This is a genomic window from Streptomyces sp. NPDC046821 (genome assembly GCF_040645335.1).
Lineage (GTDB): Bacteria > Actinomycetota > Actinomycetes > Streptomycetales > Streptomycetaceae > Streptomyces.
Genome location: NZ_JBEYYB010000001.1, coordinates 109,863 through 132,783, shown reverse-complemented (window position 1 = coordinate 132,783; position 22,921 = coordinate 109,863). Strand labels below are relative to the sequence as shown.

The window sequence follows — 22,921 nt, the reverse complement described above, 5'->3', positions numbered from 1 at the left end:
GACGCTGGCCGGGACCGCCCCGTGCAGTCTTCCGAAACGTCGCTACTGGTCGACGAGTCGCCGCAGATGGCGCCGGCTGCGGACCCCCTTCTTGGTGAAGATCTTGCGCAGGTGCCACTCGACGGTTCGCGGGCTGAGGTACAGCTCGGCGCCGATCTCCAAGTTGCTCAACCCGGCCGCGGCCAGCCGGGCGATGTAGGTTTCCTGCGGCGTCAGGTCGACCTGGGCCTCCATCGTGCGTCTGCTGACCTTCTCGCCGGTGGCCGAGAGTTCCCGTCGAGCGCGGTCGGCGAACGCCTCCAACCCCATCGCGGTGAAGCTCTCGTGAGCCGTACGGAGTTCCGCCCGGGCATCGACCCGACGGCCCCGTCTGCGCAGCCATTCCCCGTAGAGGAGACGCGCGCGGGCGAGCTCGACCCGGATCGTGGTTCGGCCGAGCCGCTCCAACGCCTCCTGGTAGAGGTCCTCGGCCTTGTCGTCGTCGTGCAACAGCGCGCCTCGGGCCGCCTCGACGCCGAGCGCCAGTTCGGTACCGCTCGCCCGGGTCATGGCGGACAACTGCTCGAAGCCGTCGGCGGCGTCCTCGAGGGCGCCACTGCGTACAGCCGCCTCGACGAGCTCGGCCATCGCCCACTTGGTGGCACCCGGCTCCAGCGGATCGGCGGCCGCCGTCCGTGCCGAGGCCAAGGCCTCCTCGTAGCGGCCGAGGCTGTTGTACAGGGTGGCGCGCGCGGAGTACATCATGCTCAACGCGCCTCCCTGACCCACGCCGACGGCGGCGTCCAAGGTGGTCCGGATCAGTTGCTCGGCCTCCTTCTCGTGCCCTCTCAGAGCCGCCAACCACGCCGCCGGCATCGGTGTCAGGACGTTCTCGCCGCCGGTCACGTCGGCCACCCACTCGCTCTCCGCGACCAGGGCCGCGGCCGCGGCCAGATCACCGCTGTGGATGTCGTAGAGGGCGCGGGTGGCGAGCGCGACGGGCAACAGGCTGACCGCCCCGGCCTGGCGGACGACTTCCAGATGCCGCTGGCTCAGCACGCCCCAGTGCACGTCGTCCCAGAGGTCGAGGGCGGCCACGGCCGCGACCCAGACGCTCCGGAACGCCTCCTCGCGGGTGATGTCCTCGCGGCCGAAGGCCCGCACGGCATCGCGCAGCAACGGTGCCGATGCCGCGTACCCGTCGGTGTACAGCACGGACATCCCGTCCAGGAGCTGGTCGGCCTTGCCGGGCGGCTCCGACCGGGGCGCCGTCCGGGCCGCGTGGGCCACCTGGCGCATCCCCGAGGCGGGACCGGAGGCCAGGCGTCCGGAGAACAGCGCGGCGGCCAGCGCGTCGAAGTAGGTGTCCTGGGCCAGCTTCGCGTCCAGCGGCTCGAGCCGGCGGGCCGCGGCCAGCAGACCGGGCAGAGCCCGGTTCCCATGGCTGGAATTGTGGGAGATCTGCGCCCGCAGCAGAGCAAGACGAGCCTGCCCGGCTTCGTCTAGCGGTCCGGCTTCCGCGCCCGCCAGCAGAACCAACGCGGCGTTGAACGCGCCCGCGGTCGCCTTGGCCCGGGCGGCGGCGAGCGAGCGCCGAGCCCGGTGCGTCGGGTCGGCCGTCAGCCTCGCTGCCACTTCCAGGAAGGCGGCCTCGGCCGCGAGCCCGCCGAGGGCGGCGGCGCGGTCGGCGGAGTGCTCGAGGTCGGCCGCGATGTCCTCGTCCGGACCCAGCGCGGCGCCGGCCCGGTGCCAGGCGTGGCGGTCCGGGTCGAGATCCGGGTCGGTCGCGTCGGCCAGCGCCCGGTGCACTGTCCGCCGTTCCGCCGCTGTCGCCGATCGGTAGAGCGCCGGGCGGACCAGCGGATGCCGGAACCGGACATGGTCACGGAGCTCGATCAGGCCCGCGGATTCGGCGGCGGCTACTGCGTCGGCCTTGATACCCAGGCGCCGGGCGGCGCGCAGGAACAGCGGAATGTCCCCGACGGGTTCCGCGGCCGCGAGCAGCAGGACGCGCCGGGGCAGGTCGGCAAGTGTCTCCAACTGGCGGACGAAGCCGTGCCCGAGGCGACTGGCCGTCGACCTGGCGGCGGCTCCGCCCGACCGCGGGTCGGCGCCGAACGCGACCTCCGCCGCCGTCAGCGCCCGCGGCAGCTCCAGCAGGGCCAGCGGATTGCCGTTGGATTCGGCGAGGACGCGGTTGCGTACCCGCAGATCGAGGGTCGCGGGCATCGCGCTGGTCAGCAGTGTGGCCGCGTCGTCGACGCCCAGACCGCGCACTTCGAGCCCGGGCAGGTCGGCCAGCTGCGATTCCCCGTCGGTCGTCCGCACCGCGAAGACCAGCCCCATCGGTTGCGCGGCGAGCTGCCGGGCCACGAATGCCAGCGTCTGCGCTGTTGCCTGGTCCAGCCATTGGGCGTCGTCGACCACGCAGATCAGCGGCTGCTCCTCGGCCACTTCGGAGAGCAGTGACAGCACCGCCAGGCCCAGCAGAAAGCGGTCCGGCGGGTTGCCCGGCCGCCGCCCGAACGCCGTGTCGAGCGCCGCCCGCTGGGGGCCCGGCAGGCTCCCCATCCGGTCTGAAAAAGGGCTGCACAGCTGGTACAGGCCGGCGTGGGCGAGCTCCAGCTCCGACTCGACCCCGGCCACCCTGGCCACTCGGCAGCCCGCGGCCCGGCCCACCAGGAACTCCAGCAGAGCTGTCTTCCCGATCCCGGCCTCGCCGCGCAGTACCAGGACCTGGCTGTGGCCGCACTGGACGGACGCCAAGAGACGGCTCAAGGTGCGACATTCGTCCTGCCGTCCGAGCAGTGCCGGCCAAGGGTCGTTACTGCACATGCCCTACCTCCCGTTGATTCCACTCGACTGTCCCGCCGTGGAAGGCCGGGGGCGCCGATGAACCCACTGGTGCAGGACCCTGGACTTGTCAGGGCGAGCCGGTGGAGGCGGAAGCGACTGCGCGGCGGCATGTCCGCGTCCCGGTACGCCGGGGGCCCGGGTGCTCGACCAGTCGTTTGCCCGGGTGCGACGCGCCGCGCGTGGCGCCGACCATCGAAAGATGGCAGTTCACCACGTCACCGATGGGTCCCGGTCACCGTCCGGCCGGTCGTTCCTCCAGCTGTCCCGGCACTCGGCCCGGTGGGCGGTGGCCTTCGCCTTTCTGGCCGTCAGCGCGTTCTCGACCGTGCCGAGCAGCCTCTACGCCCTCTACGATCGCCGTGATCATCTTTCGCCGCTCACGATCACGGTCGTCTACGCGGTCTATGCGGCGGGCATCGTGATCAGCCTGCTGCTCGCGGGGCATCTGTCGGACCTGTACGGCCGGCGGGCGGTACTGCTGCCGGCTGTCGCCGTGGCAGTCGCCGCCGCAGTGGTCTTCCTGACCTGGACTTCGCTTCCGGGCCTGCTCGTCGCGCGGGTCCTCACAGGCCTGGCGGTCGGCGGCGTCGTCGCCACGGCCACCGCCTTCATCGCGGACCTGGACGCCGGCCCGGACGGAATCCCTAGCCGGCGGGCCGGGATCGTGAGCACCGCTGCGAACGTCGGCGGCCTGGCCTGCGGCCCGCTGATCGCGGGGCTCATCGCCCGTTACACCGTGCACGGGCTCACCCTCCCGTTCATCATCTTTCTTGTCCTCCTCCTGGCCGCGCTCGCCATGGTGGGCCTGACGCCGGAAACCCGCGCGGCCGTCCACCCGCGGCCGAAGTACCGTCCGCAACGGATCTCCGCGCCGGCGCACGCCCGCGGGCCGTTCATGGCGGCCGTCACCGGGGCGTTCGCGTCGTTCGCGGTCGGCGGGTTGTTCGCCGGGCTGACCGGGACGCTGCTCGCCGCGTCCTTCCACCACTCCAACCCCGCGCTGACCGGCCTGGCGATCTTCCTGACGTTCGGCGCGGGGGTCCTGGTGCAGACCACGACCACCCACTGGTCGGCGCACCACCTGGTGGCCGTGGGCATCGTCCTGGTCCTCGCGGGCCTGTGCCTGCTGGTGGCGTCGGTCTGGACGTCGCCGCCGAGACTGGCGCTTTTCCTGGTCTCCAGCCTGGTCGCGGGCGCCGGCCAAGGCGCGGTCCTGCGCGGCAGCCTGAGCGTGGCGATCTCCATCACCGGCCCGGAGGACCGGGCCGGCACACTGGCCGCCTTCTTCACCGCCGGCTACCTGGGCGTGTCGCTGCCGGTGGTCGGCGCCGGGCTCCTCGAACAGCATCTCGGCCCGCGCGTGACGCTGCTGATCTTCGCGCTGGGCATCGGCATCGGGTTCGTGGCCGCCGCCCGCGTCCTCGTCAGACCGACCTCGGCCCCGGCCCGGGCCCCGCTCCCGCTCCCGCTCCCGGCGGGACGGTCCGGACCGGTCCGCGACCACATGACGGCGCTGTGTCCGGGCTTCGGCGCCCGCGTCGACGCCGCGACCGGCGGGCCTGCCCCGGAGCCGTCGTCATCGGAAGAGTCCCGCCGCACCGACGTCACCCACACTCAGGAGTCGAAGTCATGAGTACCGCAGAGCAGTTCCACGTCGACCGGGTCTCGCCGACCTACTGGCGGGTGACGTTCGACAACGGCCCGGTCAATCTGTTGGACCCGGACACCGTCGACCAGCTCGGCGCGCTCATCGACCGCGTCGAGCAGGACCCGGACCTGACCGTGGTCGTGTTCCGCAGCGACAAGCCGGGTTACTTCATGGCCCACTGGGACTTCCTGGCCGACAACGCCCGGGTGGCGGGGATGGCGCCCGGCCCGACCGGCCTGAACCCCTACGTCGACAACTTCATCCGGCTCAGCAGGCTGCCCGTGGCCACGATCTCGGAGATCCGCGGGCGCACCCGGGGCGCGGGCAGTGAGTTCGTGCTCGCCACCGACATCCGTTTCGCGTCGGAGAAGGCGGTCCTGGGTCAGTTCGAGATAGGCGTCGGGGCCGTCCCCGGCGGCGGCCCGATGGCGCGGCTCGGCCGACTGGCCGGCCGGGGCCGCGCGTTGGAGATCCTGCTCGGCGGCGATGACATCCCGGCCGCCCTGGCCGCGGAGTACGGCTACGTGAACCGGGTGGTTCCGGACGCCGAGATCGCGGACGTCACCGACGCCTTCGCCCGCCGGATCGCTGCCTTCGACAAGGAGGCCCTGACCGGTATCAAGGAGCTGGTCGACGTCGCCACCATGCCGGCCGACGACGAATTCGCGGCCGGGCTGCGGGCGTTCTTCGCCACGGCGGGGCGCCCGGAGAACGCGGGGTTCGCCAAGCTGCTCTTCCAGCACGGACTTCAGCAGCCGGACGGCGTGGAGACCGACCTCGGAACGACGATCGGGACGCTGCGGCAGCAGGCGGACTGACCTGGCGGCCCCCACCTCCACCTGCCTCCACCGGCCATGCTCGACCGCGGCAGCCGACGGCCGGCGGCCCGCCCTGGCATCAACCAGGGCCGGACGCGGTCACGAGTGCGAAGCGGCGGGCCCGGTCGGGGATCGTCAGGTGAGCGCCACCCGCGATTGGAGTACCCATGAAGGTCGCCATCGTCGCCGATGCCCGCGGGAACGTCGGCGCCGGGCTGGTGGCCGCCTACCGGGCGCGAGGCTGGTCGGTCGTGGCCAGCGCTCCGACGATCGGGCCGGCCGACGACCCGGGAGTACTCGCCATCGAGGGCGGCGTCGCCGAACGCGACACGGCCGACCTTGTCGTGGACGCAGCGCTCGACCGGTTCGGCCGCATCGACACGGTCGTGGGCACCGCGAGTGTCGGCACGGCAAAACCGTTCACCGACTACACCCCGGCCTCTCTCGCTGTCTTCGACGGCACGCTGGCCGGGTTGATCCGGCTGGCACACCGGGCGATCAGCGAGTTGGCCGTCCGGTACGGCGGTCACGTCGTCAACGTCGTGACCGCCCCGGCGGAGGCGGGCAGCGCGCACGGAGTGCTGACTTCGCTGGCCGTCGGTGGTCTGACCGCGGCCACCAGGGCGGCGGCCGCCGAATACGCCGACTACGACGTCCGCGTCAACGCCGTAGTGCCCGCTAGGGCGCGGCACGACGGCGGCTCAGGGTTCGGCGACGCGGTCGAGGGCGTGCTGTATCTGGAGTCCTCGCCCGGCCGCACCGGCACCATCTGGTACGCCGACGACGTCCGTTGAGGCTGTGGAATCCGTCGAGGCCTAACGAGCTCGTGCATGGTTGGCGGTGGCGCGTCGACACCTTGATCGTTGATCATGATCCGTGTGGTGGGGAATCGGGCCCGTGCAGCGATCATCCGTAGCCGGCGGATCGCCGGGCTCACGCCCGAAGTGATCGCCGAACTCGTCGCAGAGATCGGCCCGTTGTGGCACGAGCGCCACCAGACGACACTCGCGGCGCGACCTCGGCGCAGAGCCGTGGGCGCCGGCGCCAAACATAAACTGGTCTTCGCGGACCGACTGTTGGCCACCTTGGTGCACCTGCGGCACGGCGCCACACACGACGTGCTGGCCTGCTGGTTCAACGTCGACCGCTCCACCATCACGCGTGCGATTGGTGAAATACGGCCCCTGCTGGCCGAACGCGGCTGCACCGTCGCCCCCGGCCAGCGGCTTCGCGGCCTCGCCGACGTCATCGACTACCCAGGCTCCGAAGGACGCACCGGAATCATCGACGGCACCGAGGTCCGGGTGCGCCGCCCCGCCGCCGGGCGCAAGGACCGGGAGAAGTTCACCTCTGGGAAGAACAAGCAGAACGCCGTGAAGTCCGTGGTCGTCACGGACGCCGCAGGGCGGCTGCTGTTCTGCAGTCCGGCCGAGCCGGCCAGTACCGCGGATATCACGCACGCCCGGAAGCTGGGCCTGGTCAAGCTCCTGGCCGACGGCCCAGCCGTAGAGATCATGGCCGACGCCGGCTACCAGGGACTGGGTGCCCAGACAGGCGGCCGTGTGGTGACGCCACCACACCGCAAGTTCAAGAAGAACCCGCCCGAGTGGTACGAGGAGATGCATGAACGTCAGCGTAAGGCCCACTCCTCACGGCGTATCCGGGTCGAGCACGGGATCGGCCATCTGAAGAACTGGCGGTCCCTCGCCTGCCACCACGGCCGCCGCGAGCACATGAGCGACATCATCCAAGCCGTCGCCGGACTACTCTCCCACCAGCAAGCTGCCACGACGGCGAGCGGTACGCGAAGGTGAACACAGCGGCCCTCCCGCGGCCTTCGACGCGCTACCGCCAACCATGCACGAGCTCGTAAGCCCAAGACGACGAGGGCACTCAGCCGACGGGTCTCGTCTCACATCAGCCGAGGCGATAGTCCCGTGGGCCGGCGCCGCGGGCGCGCCGGAGGTCGCCCGCTTCTTCCGTGCGGCGTAGTTGGTACAGCCCGGACGAAGGGCTGGACAGGCCTACCGCCGTGGCGATCTCCCGGACGGTCGGTGCTTCGCCGTGATCGGCGATGTGGGCGCGTATCGCCGCGAGGATCGACCGCTGCCGCTCGGTGACGTCCCAGGACCGCCGGACCCGGGTCACGGCTCCTCCCGCCCGGCCCGGCGCCGCAGGTCCTCGCGCCGCTCCCGCGGTACATCCCGCACCAGCCGCAAGGACAGGTCGATCAGCTGCCGCCGCAGCCGCGTGTTGCTGCCCGCCGGAGCGTCGGCGAGCGCCTTGTAGGTGCGGTCGGACTCAGCAGCCCCTCGAGCGTGCTGTACCACCTTCGCCGGATGGAGGCCCAGGGCATCCTGGTGCACGACGGCCGACGGCAGCGCTCGTACCGCCCCACCGGGTGAGCCGCTTTCCCTCCGGACGGGGCCTGCCGCCGCCAGATGTGCGGCCGCCCGGCCGTACCGCCGCCCTGGCCGCACCGCGACCGCCCGCTCGGCCACACCGCGACCTCGCCTGGACCCGGATTCTGGCGCCATGCCAGAAAGCCCCGAAATATGCACTGCGCGCAGGGATTCCACTCGCTCAGCAGCCTGATGCCACACCTTGAACCGTCCTGAAATGACAGCTGATGAGCTGATTACTACGTTCGTCGCAGGTCGGCTGTCCAGCCGGCGTCTCTGAAAGAGGGAGGAGTGACATGCCCACGCGAATCTTTGTCGTGTCCGCCGCCGCAGTGGGCGCAGCGGTCCTTGCCACCACCGGCATCACCTATGCCGCGCAGTCCGAATCGACCCGGGCCGCCCCGCCGGCCAAGCACGTCGCACCACCGGCCAAGCACGTCGCACCACCGGCCAAGCGGGCCGCCCCGCCCGCCAAGCAGGCCGCCCCCGCGGCGGCTCGCGCCGGTACCGACCGTACCGACGGCGGGGGGAACGAGAGTCGTGGCCACGAGGACCGCGACCGTGGCTACGACGGAAAGAAGGAGGGAAGAATCCAATTCAACGAACGCACGTACTCCGCCCTCGCGGAGGGCTGCGTCCCCGCTGCCAGTGGACTGGGCTCGACCAGTTTCAGCATCGACAACGACAGCGACGCGATCGTCGAGGTCTACCGCGGGTTCAGCTGCGACAACGGTGGGCCGGTGGCCACGGTCGGCCCCTACGGCGCCACTTATGGTGTCGCGACCCAAAGCGACCGGGGGAGCCGCTGGGGAACCCCCTTCGTCGACGACGGGGTCGTGGGCAGCTTCCGGGTGATCCGCTACCACGACGAGTGGTGACGCCACCGTCCTGAGCACGGGGTATCGCCGGCCCGTCGGACTCAGATAATTAACCTCAAGCGTCCCGCTCAGCTCAAGGTTCGTACGGCCGTCGTGTGTCTGTGCGCATCCGTACGACGCCGCGCGATCAGATCGCGGTCGTCATCGTCGAGGAAGAAGAACCGCTCCAGCTCCGGGCGCGTGGGCGCCGCGGTGAACGTCCCGTACGCCTCGGCCTGCTCATCAGTCAGAAACTCCACCGGCACGAGCCGGACCGTAGCCAGCGGCGACGAGCAACCGGCGGCTTTCCGCGAACCCCAGCAGCAGCCGCATCCTGTGTGCTGGCCGACCATGATCGTTCTCACCGGGATTTCCTGTACCGCAACTGCTCACACCCGCACTCGCGCTGAGACTGCACGATGTCGGGGGAATGTCCGTTGTGCGCCATGAACTCAGTAGATGTCGGGTCGCCCGGGGGAATCTCACCCCCGGGCTCCCAAAGAACCGTGCGTAACAGTCTCCCGTTACACGGCTCTTGCCACCTTGATCACCAGAACATCGCGGCTCTGCGTTGAGGTCGCGCCGCGAGTGTCGTCTGGTGGCGCTCGTGCCACAACGGGCCGATCTATGCGACGAGTTCGGCGATCACTTCGGGCGTGAGCCCGGTGATCCGCCGGCTACGGATGATCGCTGCACGGGCCCGATTCCCCACCACACGGATCATGATCAACGATCAAGGTGTCGACGCGCCACCGCCAACCATGCACGAGCTCGTTAGTGACTGTCCAGACCGTGCCGGACCAACGCGGCGCGCAGTTCGTTCCGGGAGCCGATGCCCAGCTTGGTGAAGACCTTGCGCAGATGCCACTCCACCGTGCGAGCCGACAGGAATAGCTGGGTGCCGATCTCGGGGTTGGAGTGGCCGTCGCGGGCGAGCCGGGCGATGGTCGCCTCCTGCGCGGTCAGCGTGCTGGGGGCCGTGACCGCGCGCTTGGTCACCGTCGCGCCGGTGGCCCGCAGCTCCCGCGCAGCGCGGGTGGCGAACGCCTCCATGCCCATCTCCTCGAACAGTCGATGAGCGGTCCGCAGCTGGGCGCGGGAATCAGTGCGGCGCCTGGCCCGGCGCAGCCACTCGCCGTAGAGCAGGTGGGCGCGGGCAAGTTCTGGGCGGACCTCGGTCTGTCCCAGGCAGGTGATCGCCGTGGTGTACAGATCTTCGGCGTCCGCACCGTCGCTCAGCAGGGCGCGGCACCGCGCCTCGATACCCAGTGCCCAGTCGGTGCCGGCCGGTCGGGTCGAGGCGGTCAACCGCTCCATCGCCCGGCCGGCCGACTCGAGGTCGCCGGACAGGGCCGCGGCCTCGACGAGCTCCGGCAACGGCCAGATCGCCATGAAGTGGGGGTCAAGACTCTCCGTCACCGCCAGCCCGGCGACGGACGCCGCCTCTTCGTAGCGGCCGAGTCCGTTGTACAGCACGGCCGCCATCCAGTGTGCCCACGCCGTCGCGATGCCCTGCCCGCCGGCCGCGGACTGCTCGATCGCGCTCGTGATCGGCGCGGAGGCCTCGGCTTCCCGTCCCTGGAGCGTCTGCAACCGCATCAGGGTGAAGGGGGCGATCGGGCTCCCGATCGCCGTCGCCACGCTCTCGGTCTCCGCGACCAGCGCGGCCGTGCCGGCCAGGTCGCCCATCCATGGACAGACGATGCCCAGCTGGTTGAGGTACAGCGGCAACTGCGCCAGCGCACCGGCCTCCCGCACGAGTCGCACCTGCCGCTCGCAGATGCCCCGGAACCCCTCGAAGTCCCACACGATGGGATGGGCGTTCGTGGCCATCCAGCCCCACCGCAGCACATCCTCGACGGGAATGCCGGTGAGTACCTTCGCCGCCTGTTTCATGATCGGGACGGCGGCTGCGTGGCCGTCCATGATCAGTACCGCATGACCGTGCAGGAGCAGATCCAGGGGGCGTGGCTCACCCGGCGACACCGGAAGGGCCTCGGCGGCACGACAGATCTCCGACAGCACCCCGCGTTCGGACAGCTGCCCGGTCACGAAGGCCGCGCCCATGGCGGACAGATAGGTCTCGCGGGTCAGGTTCAGGTCGAACGGCTCGAGGAGCCGGCCCGCCTTCAGCAGCAATTCCGCGGTGCCGTTGCCCAGGCCCGACGCGAAAGCCACATTGGCACGCAGCAGTTCGGCCCGGGCCTGCTGGAACTCGTCGAGCGACGCCGCGTCGGCCCGGTCCAGCAGTTCCAGGACCTGGCCGAACGCACCGGCCTGCATGTTGACCTGGGCCGCCGCCAGCGCGCGTTCGGTATGCCGCACCGGGTCGGCGGTCAACAGCACGGAGCGCTCCAGGAATGCCGCCGCCGCGGCCATGCCGCCGCGGGCCTGAGCCCGGCCGGCGGAGGACTCCAGCTCCGCCGCGACGTCCTCGTCCGGCCCGTCCGCGGCCTGGGCCCGGTGCCAGGCCCGGCGATCGGGATCGAGCTCCGGGTCGGTGACCTCCGCCAGGGCCGCGTGCGCCGCCCGGCGGTCCGACTCCCGGGCGGACTGGTAGACGGCCGAGCGGACCAGCGGATGCCGGAACCGTACGAGTAGGCCGAACTCCACCAGCCCGGCCTGGACCGCCGCGTCCGCGTGCTGGACGGGAATGCCCAGCCGGCGGGCCGCCCGCCACACCAGCGCCCGGTCCCCGGACGGGTCGGCCGCGGCCACCAACAACATCTGCCGGGTCGGGGCGGGCAGCGTCGCCAGCCGACGGGTGAAACTGTCCTCGATCCGCCCCGCCAGCGACGTCACGCCGGGAAGGCCGAATCCGCCCGCCAACTCCGCCTGGCTCAACCCGCGCGGCAGCTCCAACAGGGCCAGCGGATTTCCCCGGGTCTCAGCGATGATCAGCTCCCGGACCCGCTCGTCCAGCGGGCCGGCCAGCGCCGTCGCCAGCAGCGCCCGCGCGTCGTCGGCGGGCAGCCCGCCGATCTCCAGCTCCGGCAGGCCGACGAGCTCCGCGCCGGGCTCGCGGGCCGCGAACAGCAGCCCGACCCGGTCGGCGGCCAGGCGCCGGGCCGCGAACCCCAGGGCCTGCACCGAGGCCCGGTCCAGCCACTGCTCGTCGTCGACCACACAGATGACCGGCCGTTCACCTGCCAACTCCGACAGCAGACTCAGGACGCCCAGACCCACCAGGAACCGGTCCGGCGGTGGGCCGTCCGCCAGTCCGAAGGCCGTTCGCAACGCATGGTCCTGTGGTCCCGGGATCCCCTTGACCTGGTCGAGCACCGGCGCGCACAGCTGGTGCAGCCCCGCGAAGGCCAGCTCCATCTCCGACTGCACGCCGACCGCACGGATCACCTGACATCCGGAACCCGATGCCAGCCGGGCCAGATCGTCCACCAGGACCGTCTTGCCGACGCCCGCCTCACCGCGCACCACCATGGCGCGGCCCTCACCACGCCGGACGGCTTCGACGAACTGACTGAGCGCGGCCCGTTCGGCTTGTCGACCCATCAGCCCGGCACTCACACGGCCTCCCCGTTGGTCCATCAACCCGGTCGTGGGACAACACCGACGGCCGCTCAAGACCCGACCCGGCAACCACACGTCGGAGTCGTGGCTGCTGAGGCCGAAGCCCCTCGACAGGCGTCCCGACAGATCGCGACGAAGGAAATCGTGGCCCTTCCACCATCGCCCAGGGCGCCAAGCTACACGAGCAACTAGTCGCCCATCGCCTCGCGGTGGCGACTCCCGCACGCACTCGCATCCCCTACGCCCAGCTGCAGCGCCTGGAAGCGATCGGCCTGGTGGAGCGCGATACCGCGCACCCCGTGCAGGCCGGGCAGCCCGTCGTGCTCACCAGCGCTGACCGCGCCGTGCAGACCGCGCCCCGCCGCGGCTCGCACCGGGCGATCACGTGTGCGCCGGGCTGACGCCTTGAGAAGTCCGGGCACTTGGTTCCTCTACCCAGAGCGGCGAGATCCGGCGCCCTCGCGACCGCCACCAGCGTCAACACCGCTTGCCTGATGACTCGTTGGCGTCTGTGGTGCGAGCGTGCCTGACGGCGACCCCGCGTGATGCCCGAGCTGGTTCAGCTCCAACACAGACCGAGGCCCGTGGCGTGAGCTGGTCCCACGAACAGCTACTGAGTCGTTCCGCATGAGCTCATGACCAGCGCAAACAGCAACAAGGGGAGGAACATCCCGACCTACTGCGGCATCGGCTGGGCGGAACGCACGCACGGCATCGCCCTGGTCGACGACAGCGGCCAGTTACTGGCCAAGCGTCACATCACCGATGATGCGGCTGGCTACGAGCCCCTGCTCGACCTGACTGAGGTCGCGGCCCGGTGGCTGGCTGGCCGGCGAACTGATCGAGCTGTGCAGGTAGTCGACACCGCTTGAGGATGATCGGGAAGGGCATTGTGCCCCGCGCTTTCGCGGGCGGCGGCTGTTCGAGTTCTCCCGTTTGGCGCGACGTCTCTCCCTTAGCTCAGCCGGAGACGCGCGAGCTGATCGTGGGCGCGTTGACCCTCCTGGTTGCTGACAGCCTCTCCGTCGCGGCACCGAAACGGCGGCATGTGGTCGATGCCTCCACAAAGCCGACCGTACCCGTTGAGGAAGCTGTGCTGGGGCTGGTTCGCCCAGGCGGCGACGAGCACCCTGTGGGACCACATCGCCTGGCGCGCCCAGGACCCGCGCCGCACCCTTCACAGTGACGATGGTTTCGAGTCTGCGTGGCGACCAGCCGCGAGCTGTCCCCGTGATGACGGCGGCGATCAGCGGCGCCAAGGCCGAGGGACGTTCGTTCCGTAAGAGGGCGGGTGAGCGGGCGGGGTGGAATCGGAGTCGCCGGAAGCGCCTTGATCCGCAAGGGTGTTGTAGTGACCGTTTCCGTCCATTGAGAGTCCAACGGCGCGCGATCCGCCGCCGAGTTCGGAGTTCCGCCAGTGCTTTTCGACGTCACTCGCAGCGAACTCGTCGAGATCTTCGGTGAGGACCGGCTCGCCACCCTGCCCGCCACCGCCTTCCCTTCTTCAGCCGCGGACACCGAGGGCGCGCGTCTCCTGCAGACGGTCGGCGTACCTACCGGGACGTTTCTTCTGCGAGAGCCCGACGAGGACGACGGCCTACTGCCCCTCGTCCAGGACGTCGTGGACACCGACGACTTCGAGGACGCCCCTGAGGACGCGGGCGAATGGCCCGTCATCGGCTGGCTCCTCAACGCCCACGTCGCCCTCGACTCCGTGTCTGGCAAGGTGCACGCCTTCGACCCTGACGAGGAGACCGTGGTCGAACTCCACACGGATGCCTCCTCCCTCATCCAGGTCACCCTCCGCTTCCAGCGCCTGCTCGACGAGTTCACCTTCAGCGGCGACGAGGACGAGGAGGAAGCAGACTTCGAGCGCCTGGCGAGCGAGGTCGAACGAATCCAGCAGGAGACGAGCAGTATCGACTCGCTCCCCTTCCAGGACGACGAGACCGTTTGGTCGGTGGTCGGCGAGGAGATCGCAGCGGGGCAGCGCTTCAAGGCCGGCAGCCCGGGAGCGCGCTCGCTCTACGGGTGACGGGCCGGCCGGCGGCCTCGGTCACACGTCAGTCGAATGACTGCGGGCTGCGTACGTCCACACCTCCAGTTACTTGACCGATGTGGTGCCGGCCCCCGTTCACGAAACTCGGTTCTCAGCAGGAGCGAAAGCCACCGCATCCACCGAGGGGACGAGAACCGTGAGCGAGAACCCGAACGAACTCACCATCGACAACTGCGCCGTCGTCCTGATCGACCACCAGCCGGGGGTCGCGCTGATGACGACGCCGCGGTCGCCCGCGGACCTGATCAACAACGTGGCCGGGCTGGCCGAGACCGCCAGTGCGCTCGGCGTGCCGACGGTGCTCACCACGGTCGGCGCGACCGGCGGCCCGCTGGTCGACCCGATCTTCAAGGAGATCAGGGCGGCCTTCCCGGAGATCACCCCTATCGACCGGACCACCACGGCCGCGTGGTCGCACCCCGAGGTACGGGCGGCTGTCGAGGCCACCGGTCGCCGCAAGCTCGTGATGGCGGGCCTGTCGACGGACGTCTGCCTCGCGCAGACCGTTCTCGGTGCGCTGAAGGACGGGTACGAGGTGTACTTCGTGACCGACGCCTCGGCCGGTGTGACGCCCGAGGCGCACGAGGACGCGAAGACCCGGCTCGTGATGGCCGGCGCCAAGCCCGTCAACTGGGTCGCGGTCGCCGCCGAGTGGGCCCCCGACTACACCCGCCCGGAGAAGCAGAAGATCAACGCCGTGATGGCGCGGCGCGGTGGCACCGCGGCCATGTACACCGACTACGTCATGGACCAGGTCACCGCGGGCGTCGTCAAGGCACCCGATTTCATGTAGAGCCGCCCTGTCGGCCCGCTCTCCCCTCACCGCCACCCACGGGAGCACCCGCCCCGCACCACCTCAGGTGCGGGGTTTCTCCGTGTCCCCCAGAAACGCCAGCACGGCCTCGTTGACCTCGTCCGCGTGGGTCCACAGCAGGCCGTGCGGGGCGTCGGCGATCTCGATGTACGTGGCCCGCGGCAGAAGCGTGCGCAGTGGTCTGCCGGTCGCGTCCACGGGGAGCAGCCGGTCACCGGCGCCGTGGACGATCAGGGCCGGTACGTCGATCGAAGCGATGTCGGCGCGGAAGTCGGTGATCCAGGCGGGGATCACCGCCACGCACGCGCGCGCGGATGTCGAGGCGGCGATGTCCAGGAACGTCTCCCCGGCGCCGTCCCACCCCGTGCCGGCCGTCTTGGCCGTGTTGAGGAACAGGTCGCACAGCTCGGTGAAGTAGGCACCTCTGTCCCGGCTCCGAGCCTTGGCCATCAACTCGTCGAAGAAGGTGAGATCGACACCGTGCGGCGTCTCATCCGTCCGGAGCAGGAAGGGCGGCAGCGGGGCGAGGAAGACCGCCTTGGCCACGCGCGCCGAACCGTACTCCCCGAGATAACGCGCGATCTCCCCGGTTCCCGCCGCGTGGCCGACGAGGACGGCATCGCCCAAGTCCAGTTCGTCCAGCACGGAGTTCAGGTCGGCGGCGAGTGTGTCGTAGTCGTAGCCGTCGGAAGCGGGTGACGAGCGGCCGAAGCCACGGCGGTCGTATGTGATGACCCGGTATCCGGCTGTCAGCAGGGCCGGGACCTGTTTGTCCCAGCTTCGGCTGTCGAGCGGGTAGCCATGGACCAGTACCACGGGCCGGCCGGTGCCACGGTCCTCGTAATGGAGCTCGACGGTGCCGCCGATGTCAGGGCCGATCGTGATGTGGGGCATGGCGATTCCTCATGCGGAGGTCTGCTCGCGCAGGGGGCGGGCCGGGTGCCGCCTCTCCTTCAGCCTCCCGTCCCCAGGAACGGCTGACATCGGTCATTCGACTGCCGTGAGCACCTCGCCTGCGCGGGTCAGGGCCGAGGTGAGTTCGCGGCGCGAGGTGATGCCGAGTTTCCCGAAGACCTTGCGCAGATGCCATTCCACGGTGCGCGGGCTGAGGAACAGCTGCGCCGCGATCTCGGCATTGGTGAGGCCGTCACGGGCGAGGCGCGCGATCAGCGCCTCTTGCGAGGTGAGCGAGTCGACCGATGTGGCTCTGTTGCGGCGCACCCGTTCACCGGTGGCCAGCAGCTCGCGGCGGGCCCGCTCGGCGAACGCCTCGGCTCCCATGCCCGCCAACAGGCCGAGGGCGGTGCGCAGTTGGACGCGGGCGTCCGTGCGGCGGCCCGCGCGGCGCAGCCACTCCCCGTACAGCAGGTGGGCGCGGCCGAGTTCGGGGCGCAGCGGGGTCCGGCTCAGGCGGTCGATCGCCTCGCCGTAGAGGGATTCGGCGCTCTCGCCGTCACTGAGCAGGGCGCGCGAGCGGGCCAGCAGACCGAGGCCGACATCGGTGCCGCCAGGGGCGGCCGATGCCGTCAGCTGTTCCAGAGCACTGTGCGCGAAGTCCGGGTGTCCGGAGCGCACGGCCGCCTCGATCAGCTCGGGCAGCGCCCAGTTCGCGACGAAGAGGTACGGCGCACTGTCGCGGGAACGGGTGGCGGACGCCAGCGCGTCCTCGTAACAGCCCAGGCCGTTGTAGAGGATCGAGGCCGCCCAGTCGGCGTAGGTCAGGAACACGCCCGTTCCGCTGGTTCGGGCGTCGGCGACGGACGCCTGGATCAGGGGGAGCGCGGTGGTCTCGTCGCCGCGCAGGCACGCGAGGACGATCGGAGCGAACAGCGCGGCGGGTGCCCTGGTCGCCTCGCACACCATGTCCGCCTCCGCGATCATGGTCGCCGCCTCGGGGAAGTCCCCGCTCCATGCCGTCACGGTGGCCAGCATGGACAGAGCCATGGGCAGGAGACTGTGCGCTCCCGCCGTCCGCATCACCTCGGCTTCCCGCTCCAGCATGGAGCGGCAGGCACTGTGGTCCCACAGAGCGATGGCCGCCGCGTGCGCGAACCAGCCCCACCGCAAGGTCTCTTCGGTCGTCGTCTCCGCCGCGGTGAAGGCGTTCACCACGTGGCGCAGCGCCGGCTCGGCCGCCGCCGGGCCGTCCGTGACCACCGAGGAGATCGCGTCGAGGATCAGTTCGGCCTTGTCCGGCTGTGGTGAGCGGGGAACCCGTTGAGCGGCGCGGCAGATGTCGGGGACACTTCCTCCCTCGGTGGCGAGGCCACCCGCGCACACGGCGGCCATCCACGCGGTCAGGTACGTCTCCCGGGCCAGGCCCACGTCGAGCGGCACCAGTTGGCCGGCCGCCTCGAGCAGGATCCGCGGGGCGGTGTTGCCAAGGCCCGATGCGAAGGCGATGTGGCCGCGCAGCAGCTCCGCCCGAGCGCGCTGCAACGGGTCGAGGCGCTCCGCTTCCGTGGCGGCAAGCAGCTCCAGGGCACGTTCGTAGGACCCGGACTGCACATTGGCCTGGACGGCCGCCAGATTCCGCTCGGTCTGCCGCACGGGATCAGCGGACAGCAGTGCCGCCCGCTCCAAGAACGCGGCGGCCGCGGCCGGCCCGCCGCGGGCGTAGGCACGGTCGGCGGACCGCTCCAGATCCGCCGCTACGTCTTCGTCCGGCTCGGCGGCGGCCTGTGCGCGGTGCCAGGCCCGGCGGTCGGGATCGACGTCCCGATCGGTGGCCGCCACCAGGGCCAGGTGCATCTCCTTCCGCTCCTTCTCCGTCGCTGACCGGTAGACCGTCGAGCGCAGCAGAGGATGGCGGAACCGCACCCTCGTACCGAACTCCGCCAGGCCCGCTTCGACCGCGGGCGTCGCCGCGTGGAGGCTGATTCCCAACGTGCGGGCTGCGCGCCACAGCAGGAGCGCGTCACCTGACGGGTCCGCGGAGGCCAGCCGCAGCAGCTGTCGGGTGGCGGCGGGCATCTGCGCCAACTGGCGCCGGAAGTTCTCTTCGAGCCGGCCGGACAGCGACACCGCGGCCGGCAGGCCGAAGCCACCGGCCAGCCGGTCCGGCGTCGCACCGCGCAGCGATTCGAGGAGCGCGAGCGGATTCCCTCCGCACTCGGCCACGATCTGGTCCCGCACCCGCTCATCCAGCGGGCCGGTCAGTACGGAGTCCAGAAGCTCGTGCGCGTACGGGGCAGGCAGTCCGGCCAGGAGCAGTTCGGGGACGCCCTCCAGTTCCTGGCACACGGTCCGTGTACCGAAGATCATGGCGACCGGGTCCGCCGAGAGCCGCCGGGCGACGAAGCCCAGCGTCTGGGCCGACGTCCGGTCCAGCCACTGGAAGTCGTCGACCACGCACATGAGCGGCTGGTCACCGGAGGCTTCGGACAGGAGGCTGAGCACCGCGAGCCCGATCAGGAGAGGTTGGGGCGGCGGGCCCTCGCACAGGCCGAACGCCGTTCGTAACGCGGCCTGTTGTGGTGGCGGCAGCCGGTCCAGTCGGTTGAGCAGGGGAGTGCAGAGCTGATGCAGACCCGCGAAGATCAGCTCCATTTCGGACTGCATTCCGACGACGCGAAGCACACGGCAGTCGTCGGCCCGGTTCGTCAGATGGTCGAGCAGGGTCGACTTGCCCATGCCTGGCTCGCCGCGCACCACAAGGGCCTGGCTCTTCCCGGCACACGCGGCTTCGAGCAGCTCGGACAACGCATCGCGTTCTTCCGTCCGGCCGACGAGTTCGGGGCGCCGCGCGCTCGTCGGGGGAATCCGGAGCTCCATGGTCGGCACCCTAATGGATGGAGACCCCTCTATCCAATGGTGAGGAGGCCCTGGGGCGGGGTTGGAACTCAGTCGGATGACTGCCCCGGTCCGGCCGTCGGAACCGTGGTCGCATGACCGATGCCGACGGCCGGCCGCGGCACCGACGCTGGGCACGTGAACCGGGCGGCGCGCCACCGTGCTGTGGCCGACCCCTGACAGAAGTCCCCAAGAAACAAGCGGAGTTGATATGGAAACCGTCGGTGCAGAGCTGTCCGCGTCCGTCAACGTGTCGGTGATCTACTACTCGTCAACCGGCACCGTCTTCGCCCTGGCCAAGGCGGCGGCCACCGCCGCCGAGAAGGCCGGCGCCGAGGTGCGCCTGCGCAAGGTGCCCGAGCTCGCCCCCGCCGAGGCGATCGCCGCCAACGCCGGCTGGTCGGCGCACCTCGAAGTCACCCAGCACGTCAAGGAGGCCGTGCTCGACGACCTGGCCTGGGCCGACGTGATCCTGCTGGGAGCGCCGACTCGCTACGGGCTGCCCGCCTCACAGATGAAGCAGTTCATCGACACCACCGGACCGCTCTGGGCCCAGGGCCTGCTGATGAACAAGGTGGCGTCCTCGTTCACGGCCACGAGCACCCGGCACGGCGGCCAGGAGTCCACCATCCTCGCCCTCAACAACACCTTCTACCACTGGGGTTGTGTCATCGTTCCGCCCGGCTACGCCGACCCGATCCAGTTCCGGTCGGGCAACCCGTACGGCTCCGGGCACGTCGCCGCCACCGGTGAGGAGCCGCCCGGCGAGGTCGAACTCGCCGCGATGGAGTTCCAGACCCGGCGCGCCGTCGAGTTCGCCTCCTTGATCAAGCGGGGGCGGCTGTCCTCCTGACCGAGGACGCACACGCGGTCGCGTTGCCGCGCGGAAACTCTGACCACCGAGAGAGGCAAGCATCATGCAGTTCGGAATCTTCTCGGTCGGCGACATCGCCCCCGATCCCGTCACCGGCCACACCCAGAGTGAGGCGGAACGCATCGGCAACCTGGTGCGGATCGCCCAGCGGGCCGACGAGGTGGGCCTCGACGTGTTCGCGCTCGGCGAGCACCACAACCCCCCGTTCATCCCGTCCTCGCCCACCACTCTGCTGGGACACATCGCAGCGCTGACCGAGAACATCATCCTGAGTACCGCCGTGACACTGGTGACCACGAACGACCCGGTGAAACTCGCCGAGGACTACGCCATGCTGCAGCACGTGGCGAAGGGGCGGCTCGACCTCATGGTCGGGCGCGGCAACACCGTGCCGGTCTACCCGTGGTTCGGCAAGGACATCCGCAAGGGGGTGGCCCTGGCCCTGGAGAACTACAACCTGCTGCACCGCCTGTGGCGCGAGGACGTCGTCGACTGGGAAGGCGAGTTCCGCACCCCGCTCCAGGGCTTCACCGCCACCCCGCGGCCCCTGGACGACGTACCTCCCTTCGTCTGGCACGGGTCGATCCGCTCGCCCGAGATCGCCGAACAGGCCGCGTTTTACGGCAACGGCTTCTTCGCCAATCACATCCTGGCGCCGAACCTGCACTTCAAGCCGCTGGTGGACCTCTACCGCGCCCGCTTCGAGCACTACGGGCACGGCACGAAGGAGCAGGCGATCGTCGGTCTCGGCGGCCAGGCGTTCATCGCCCGCCGCTCTCAGGACGCCATCAGGACGTTCCGGCCGTACTTCGAGGAGTATCCGGTCTTCAAGGGCAGCTCGCTCGACGACTACATGGTGCGCACACCGCTGACCGTCGGCAGCCCCCAGCAGGTTATTGACAAGGTCCTCACCTTCCAGGAAGGGTTCGGCGACTACCAGCGGCAGCTCTTCTCGGTCGACGGCATGGCCCTGCCCGTCGAGATGGCTCTCGAACAGGTCGAACTCCTCGGCACCGAGGTCGTGCCCGTGCTCCGCAAGGAAATGGAATCCCGGCGCGCTGCTCACGTGCCCGACGCTCCCACTCACGCCACCCTGGTCAGGGCGAAGTACGGGGACGCGGAACCGCGGCGCCCGCGTCCGAACCCGAACCGCGGGGACAACCTGTCCGGCACGTCCCCGTACCAGGACAGCGACCCGAACGCGCCGGCCAGCTTCCCGCAGGTCGTGTGACCGTGGCCGACAACTTGCGCGCCGCGAACGAAAGGGGATCCTCCATGACGTCGAGCGACCTGTCCTTGCCTGAACCCGCTGAAGACACCTCCGTGAAACTGGTGGTCGTCAGCGCGGGCGTCAGCGACCCCTCGTCGACCCGGCTGCTCGCAGGCCGGACGGCGCAGAAGGCCGTCGACCTGCTCCGGGCGTCCGGAGCCGAGGCGACCGTGAGCGTCATCGAGCTCGGTCCCCTCGCCGTCGACATCGCCCAGGCGATCGTGTCCGGCTTTCCCGGTGAGCGTCTGCAGTCCGCGATCGAGCGCCTGGCCGCCGCCGACGGCGTCATCGCGAGTACGCCCGTGTACAAGGCCGGTATCAGCGGACTCTTCAAGTCGTTCGCCGACATCCTCGACAACGACCTGCTCATCGCCAAACCCGTCATCCTGGCGGCCACCGCTGGAACCTCTCGCCACGCCATGGTGGTCGACGAGCAGCTGCGCCCGCTGTTCGCCTTCCTGCGTGCCCTGCCGACGCCTACGTCGCTGTTCGCCGCGCCCGAGGACTGGGGCGACTCCGCTCTGGGCCGCCGGATCGAACGGGCGGCTACTGAGCTGGTGCTCCTGCTGCGTGCGGGCGTCGGCCGGTCCATCGCCGACGGGGGCTGGGACGGATACCAGCACCAGTTCGGCGGCAGTGCCACGCGCGCCGAACGAGGCGTCGCCGACGTCGACTTCTCCACCGACCTCATGCGGCTCGCCACCGGCGGATCACGCTGATCCCGGCTGCGGTGATGCGTGCGTACGGCCCCTCACTTCCCGAAGCTTCTGGAAAGGCCGGGGCCGATAGAGTCGGAAGCGACCAGGCGGGGCGTTGCGTGAGGTGAACGGTGGGCAGCAGGAGTTACCGCTCTCGTCTTCGGGCCGAAGGGGCTGCCGCGACGCGGGCGGCCATCCTGGCCGCGGCGGAGGAATTGTTCGTCTGCCACGGCTACACCGGTGTCACCGTCGCTCAGATCGCGGACGCTGCCCAGGTCGCGGTCCAGACCGTCTACGCCAGTGCCGGCGGCAAAGCTGACATGCTGCGGGAACTGCTGCTTCCCGCGGTGAGCGACCCTCACGTCGAGATCGCCCAGCGGGCGATCGCCGCCACTGACGACCCGCGTGAGGTCATCGACATCACTGCCCGGGGCACGCGTGTGGCCCACGAGCTGCACTGGCCCACGCTGGCCGCGGTGATTCCCCAGTGTCCTTCCGAGCCGGCCGCCGCGGCCGCCCTCGAAGAGGCCACGGCCGACTATGTGAAGGCACTGGCGGCGATCGTCGAGCGACTCGGTCAACTCAGCGCGCTGCGCGCCGAGTTGGACCATCCGCGCGCTGTCGACCTGCTCTGGTTCCATCTCGGTCAGGACGCCTGGTTCAGCCTGGTCGGCCACCGGCGGTGGAGCTTCGACGACGCCGAGGAATGGCTCAGCGCGGCCGCCAAGAGAGCGCTCCTCAAGGAGCCCGGAGGCTGAGCTGCCCTCGGCGACACAGGGCATCAGCCGGATGTGTCCCCCGGGGTCGCCACATGGCGCAGGGCGGCCGTCAGGCTGTCGAGATCATGACCCTCGAAATGGTCGACCAGGTTGCGGCGCACACTGGACAGGAACGTCGGCCAGGCGCGCTCCAGGCGGGCGAGTCCTTCGTCGGTCAGGACTGCGTTGCAGCCGCGTTTGTCCTGGTCGCTCTTGGTGCGTTCGACCCATCCCTGCTTCTCCAGGCGAATGACGACGCGGGTCATGCCGCTCAGCGAGAGACTGCAGGCGGCGGCGAGTTCGTTCATCCGCATGGCCTTGCCCGGAGCCTCGGACAGGTGCATCAGCGGCGTGTACTCGGAGAGCGGTAGCTGAGCCTCGCGCGCGATGTCGGCGTCGACCACGCGCGGCAGAGCCACCATCACCCGGCTCAGCTCACGGACGAACGCGTCCTCGGTCGGACTGAGAGGTTCCAGGCGCTGCGGCTGCTTCGGGGCGGTGGGCATGGCTTCACTGTAACTCCTTGACTGCGCAAGGAAACCCCCGACTTCTACTTGACACGTCAAGG

21 protein-coding genes are annotated in these 22,921 nt (G+C 70.3%); 13 read left to right on the top strand and 8 right to left on the bottom strand.

Features of this window, described 5'->3' with window-relative positions:
* Positions 1 to 42 precede the first annotated feature (42 nt).
* Positions 43 to 2,814 (bottom strand): AAA family ATPase, encoded by a 2,772-nt coding sequence (locus tag ABZ893_RS00635; protein WP_361394513.1) that lies wholly within the window; start codon positions 2,812 to 2,814, stop codon positions 43 to 45.
* 220 nt (positions 2,815 to 3,034) lie between these two features.
* On the opposite strand from ABZ893_RS00635, the gene ABZ893_RS00630 reads away from it, so the two are divergent.
* The 4 genes from ABZ893_RS00630 to ABZ893_RS00615 all read left to right on the top strand — a co-directional run bounded on the left by ABZ893_RS00630 (position 3,035) and on the right by ABZ893_RS00615 (position 7,115).
* Complete coding sequence (locus ABZ893_RS00630; protein WP_361394510.1) at positions 3,035 to 4,468, top strand: MFS transporter; 1,434 nt, start codon at positions 3,035 to 3,037, stop codon at positions 4,466 to 4,468.
* A complete protein-coding gene (locus ABZ893_RS00625) occupies positions 4,465 to 5,301 on the top strand; it encodes an enoyl-CoA hydratase/isomerase family protein (protein WP_361394507.1) in 837 nt (278 codons plus the stop codon). Before ABZ893_RS00630 ends, ABZ893_RS00625 begins: the two co-directional genes overlap by 4 nt.
* Before the next feature lie 167 nt (positions 5,302 to 5,468).
* Positions 5,469 to 6,095 carry an SDR family oxidoreductase gene (locus ABZ893_RS00620; RefSeq protein WP_361394504.1) on the top strand — a complete coding sequence of 209 codons (627 nt, stop codon included), beginning with the start codon at positions 5,469 to 5,471 and terminating at the stop codon, positions 6,093 to 6,095.
* Positions 6,096 to 6,179: 84 nt separating this feature from the next.
* A complete protein-coding gene (locus ABZ893_RS00615) occupies positions 6,180 to 7,115 on the top strand; it encodes a transposase family protein (protein WP_361394501.1) in 936 nt (311 codons plus the stop codon).
* Positions 7,116 to 7,218: 103 nt separating this feature from the next.
* On the opposite strand, the gene ABZ893_RS00610 is transcribed toward ABZ893_RS00615, so the two are convergent.
* Positions 7,219 to 7,449, bottom strand: coding sequence for a hypothetical protein (locus ABZ893_RS00610; RefSeq protein ID WP_361394498.1), 231 nt, complete (start codon positions 7,447 to 7,449; stop codon positions 7,219 to 7,221).
* Complete coding sequence (locus tag ABZ893_RS00605; RefSeq protein ID WP_361394495.1) at positions 7,446 to 7,631, bottom strand: hypothetical protein; 186 nt, start codon at positions 7,629 to 7,631, stop codon at positions 7,446 to 7,448. The genes ABZ893_RS00610 and ABZ893_RS00605 overlap by 4 nt, the downstream gene beginning before the upstream one ends.
* Before the next feature lie 368 nt (positions 7,632 to 7,999).
* On the opposite strand from ABZ893_RS00605, the gene ABZ893_RS00600 reads away from it, so the two are divergent.
* Entirely contained in the window at positions 8,000 to 8,581 is a 582-nt protein-coding gene (locus ABZ893_RS00600; RefSeq protein ID WP_361394493.1) for a hypothetical protein, read from the top strand.
* A 68-nt stretch (positions 8,582 to 8,649) separates the two neighbouring features.
* On the opposite strand, the gene ABZ893_RS00595 is transcribed toward ABZ893_RS00600, so the two are convergent.
* Both ABZ893_RS00595 and ABZ893_RS00590 read right to left on the bottom strand, forming a co-directional pair.
* A complete protein-coding gene (locus ABZ893_RS00595; protein ID WP_361394490.1) occupies positions 8,650 to 8,826 on the bottom strand; it encodes a DUF4158 domain-containing protein in 177 nt (58 codons plus the stop codon).
* A 508-nt stretch (positions 8,827 to 9,334) separates the two neighbouring features.
* Positions 9,335 to 12,085 carry an AAA family ATPase gene (locus ABZ893_RS00590; protein ID WP_361394487.1) on the bottom strand — a complete coding sequence of 917 codons (2,751 nt, stop codon included), beginning with the start codon at positions 12,083 to 12,085 and terminating at the stop codon, positions 9,335 to 9,337.
* A gap of 212 nt (positions 12,086 to 12,297) precedes the next feature.
* On the opposite strand from ABZ893_RS00590, the gene ABZ893_RS00585 reads away from it, so the two are divergent.
* From ABZ893_RS00585 to ABZ893_RS00570, 4 genes are all read left to right on the top strand, one after another.
* Positions 12,298 to 12,489: a hypothetical protein gene (locus tag ABZ893_RS00585; protein ID WP_361394484.1), complete on the top strand. Its 192-nt coding sequence runs from the start codon at positions 12,298 to 12,300 to the stop codon at positions 12,487 to 12,489.
* 234 nt (positions 12,490 to 12,723) lie between these two features.
* Positions 12,724 to 12,960, top strand: coding sequence for a hypothetical protein (locus ABZ893_RS00580; protein ID WP_361396143.1), 237 nt, complete (start codon positions 12,724 to 12,726; stop codon positions 12,958 to 12,960).
* 545 nt (positions 12,961 to 13,505) lie between these two features.
* On the top strand, positions 13,506 to 14,123 hold the full coding sequence (locus tag ABZ893_RS00575; RefSeq protein ID WP_361394481.1) for an SUKH-4 family immunity protein: 618 nt from the start codon (positions 13,506 to 13,508) through the stop codon (positions 14,121 to 14,123).
* 160 nt (positions 14,124 to 14,283) lie between these two features.
* Positions 14,284 to 14,940, top strand: a complete 657-nt coding sequence (locus tag ABZ893_RS00570; protein ID WP_361394478.1) for an isochorismatase family protein — start codon at positions 14,284 to 14,286, stop codon at positions 14,938 to 14,940.
* A gap of 63 nt (positions 14,941 to 15,003) precedes the next feature.
* Here the strand turns inward: ABZ893_RS00570 and ABZ893_RS00565 are convergent, their stop codons facing one another.
* Both ABZ893_RS00565 and ABZ893_RS00560 read right to left on the bottom strand, forming a co-directional pair.
* Positions 15,004 to 15,855, bottom strand: a complete 852-nt coding sequence (locus tag ABZ893_RS00565; RefSeq protein ID WP_361394475.1) for an alpha/beta hydrolase — start codon at positions 15,853 to 15,855, stop codon at positions 15,004 to 15,006.
* Between the two features lie 93 nt (positions 15,856 to 15,948).
* Positions 15,949 to 18,735: an AAA family ATPase gene (locus ABZ893_RS00560; RefSeq protein ID WP_361394471.1), complete on the bottom strand. Its 2,787-nt coding sequence runs from the start codon at positions 18,733 to 18,735 to the stop codon at positions 15,949 to 15,951.
* Positions 18,736 to 18,964: 229 nt separating this feature from the next.
* Here ABZ893_RS00560 and wrbA point away from each other — a divergent pair, with 229 nt between their 5' ends.
* From wrbA to ABZ893_RS00540, 4 genes are all read left to right on the top strand, one after another.
* On the top strand, positions 18,965 to 19,606 hold the full coding sequence (gene wrbA / locus ABZ893_RS00555) for an NAD(P)H:quinone oxidoreductase (RefSeq protein ID WP_361394468.1): 642 nt from the start codon (positions 18,965 to 18,967) through the stop codon (positions 19,604 to 19,606).
* 64 nt (positions 19,607 to 19,670) lie between these two features.
* Positions 19,671 to 20,858, top strand: a complete 1,188-nt coding sequence (locus ABZ893_RS00550; RefSeq protein WP_361394465.1) for a CE1758 family FMN-dependent luciferase-like monooxygenase — start codon at positions 19,671 to 19,673, stop codon at positions 20,856 to 20,858.
* 44 nt (positions 20,859 to 20,902) lie between these two features.
* Complete coding sequence (locus tag ABZ893_RS00545) at positions 20,903 to 21,616, top strand: CE1759 family FMN reductase (RefSeq protein ID WP_361394462.1); 714 nt, start codon at positions 20,903 to 20,905, stop codon at positions 21,614 to 21,616.
* Between the two features lie 110 nt (positions 21,617 to 21,726).
* The gene (locus ABZ893_RS00540) at positions 21,727 to 22,353 is read left to right on the top strand and encodes a helix-turn-helix domain-containing protein (protein ID WP_361394458.1); all 627 of its coding nucleotides are present in this window, start codon (positions 21,727 to 21,729) and stop codon (positions 22,351 to 22,353) included.
* A gap of 23 nt (positions 22,354 to 22,376) precedes the next feature.
* Here ABZ893_RS00540 and ABZ893_RS00535 read toward each other — a convergent pair whose 3' ends face one another.
* A complete protein-coding gene (locus ABZ893_RS00535; RefSeq protein ID WP_361394455.1) occupies positions 22,377 to 22,859 on the bottom strand; it encodes a MarR family winged helix-turn-helix transcriptional regulator in 483 nt (160 codons plus the stop codon).
* Positions 22,860 to 22,921 lie beyond the last annotated feature (62 nt).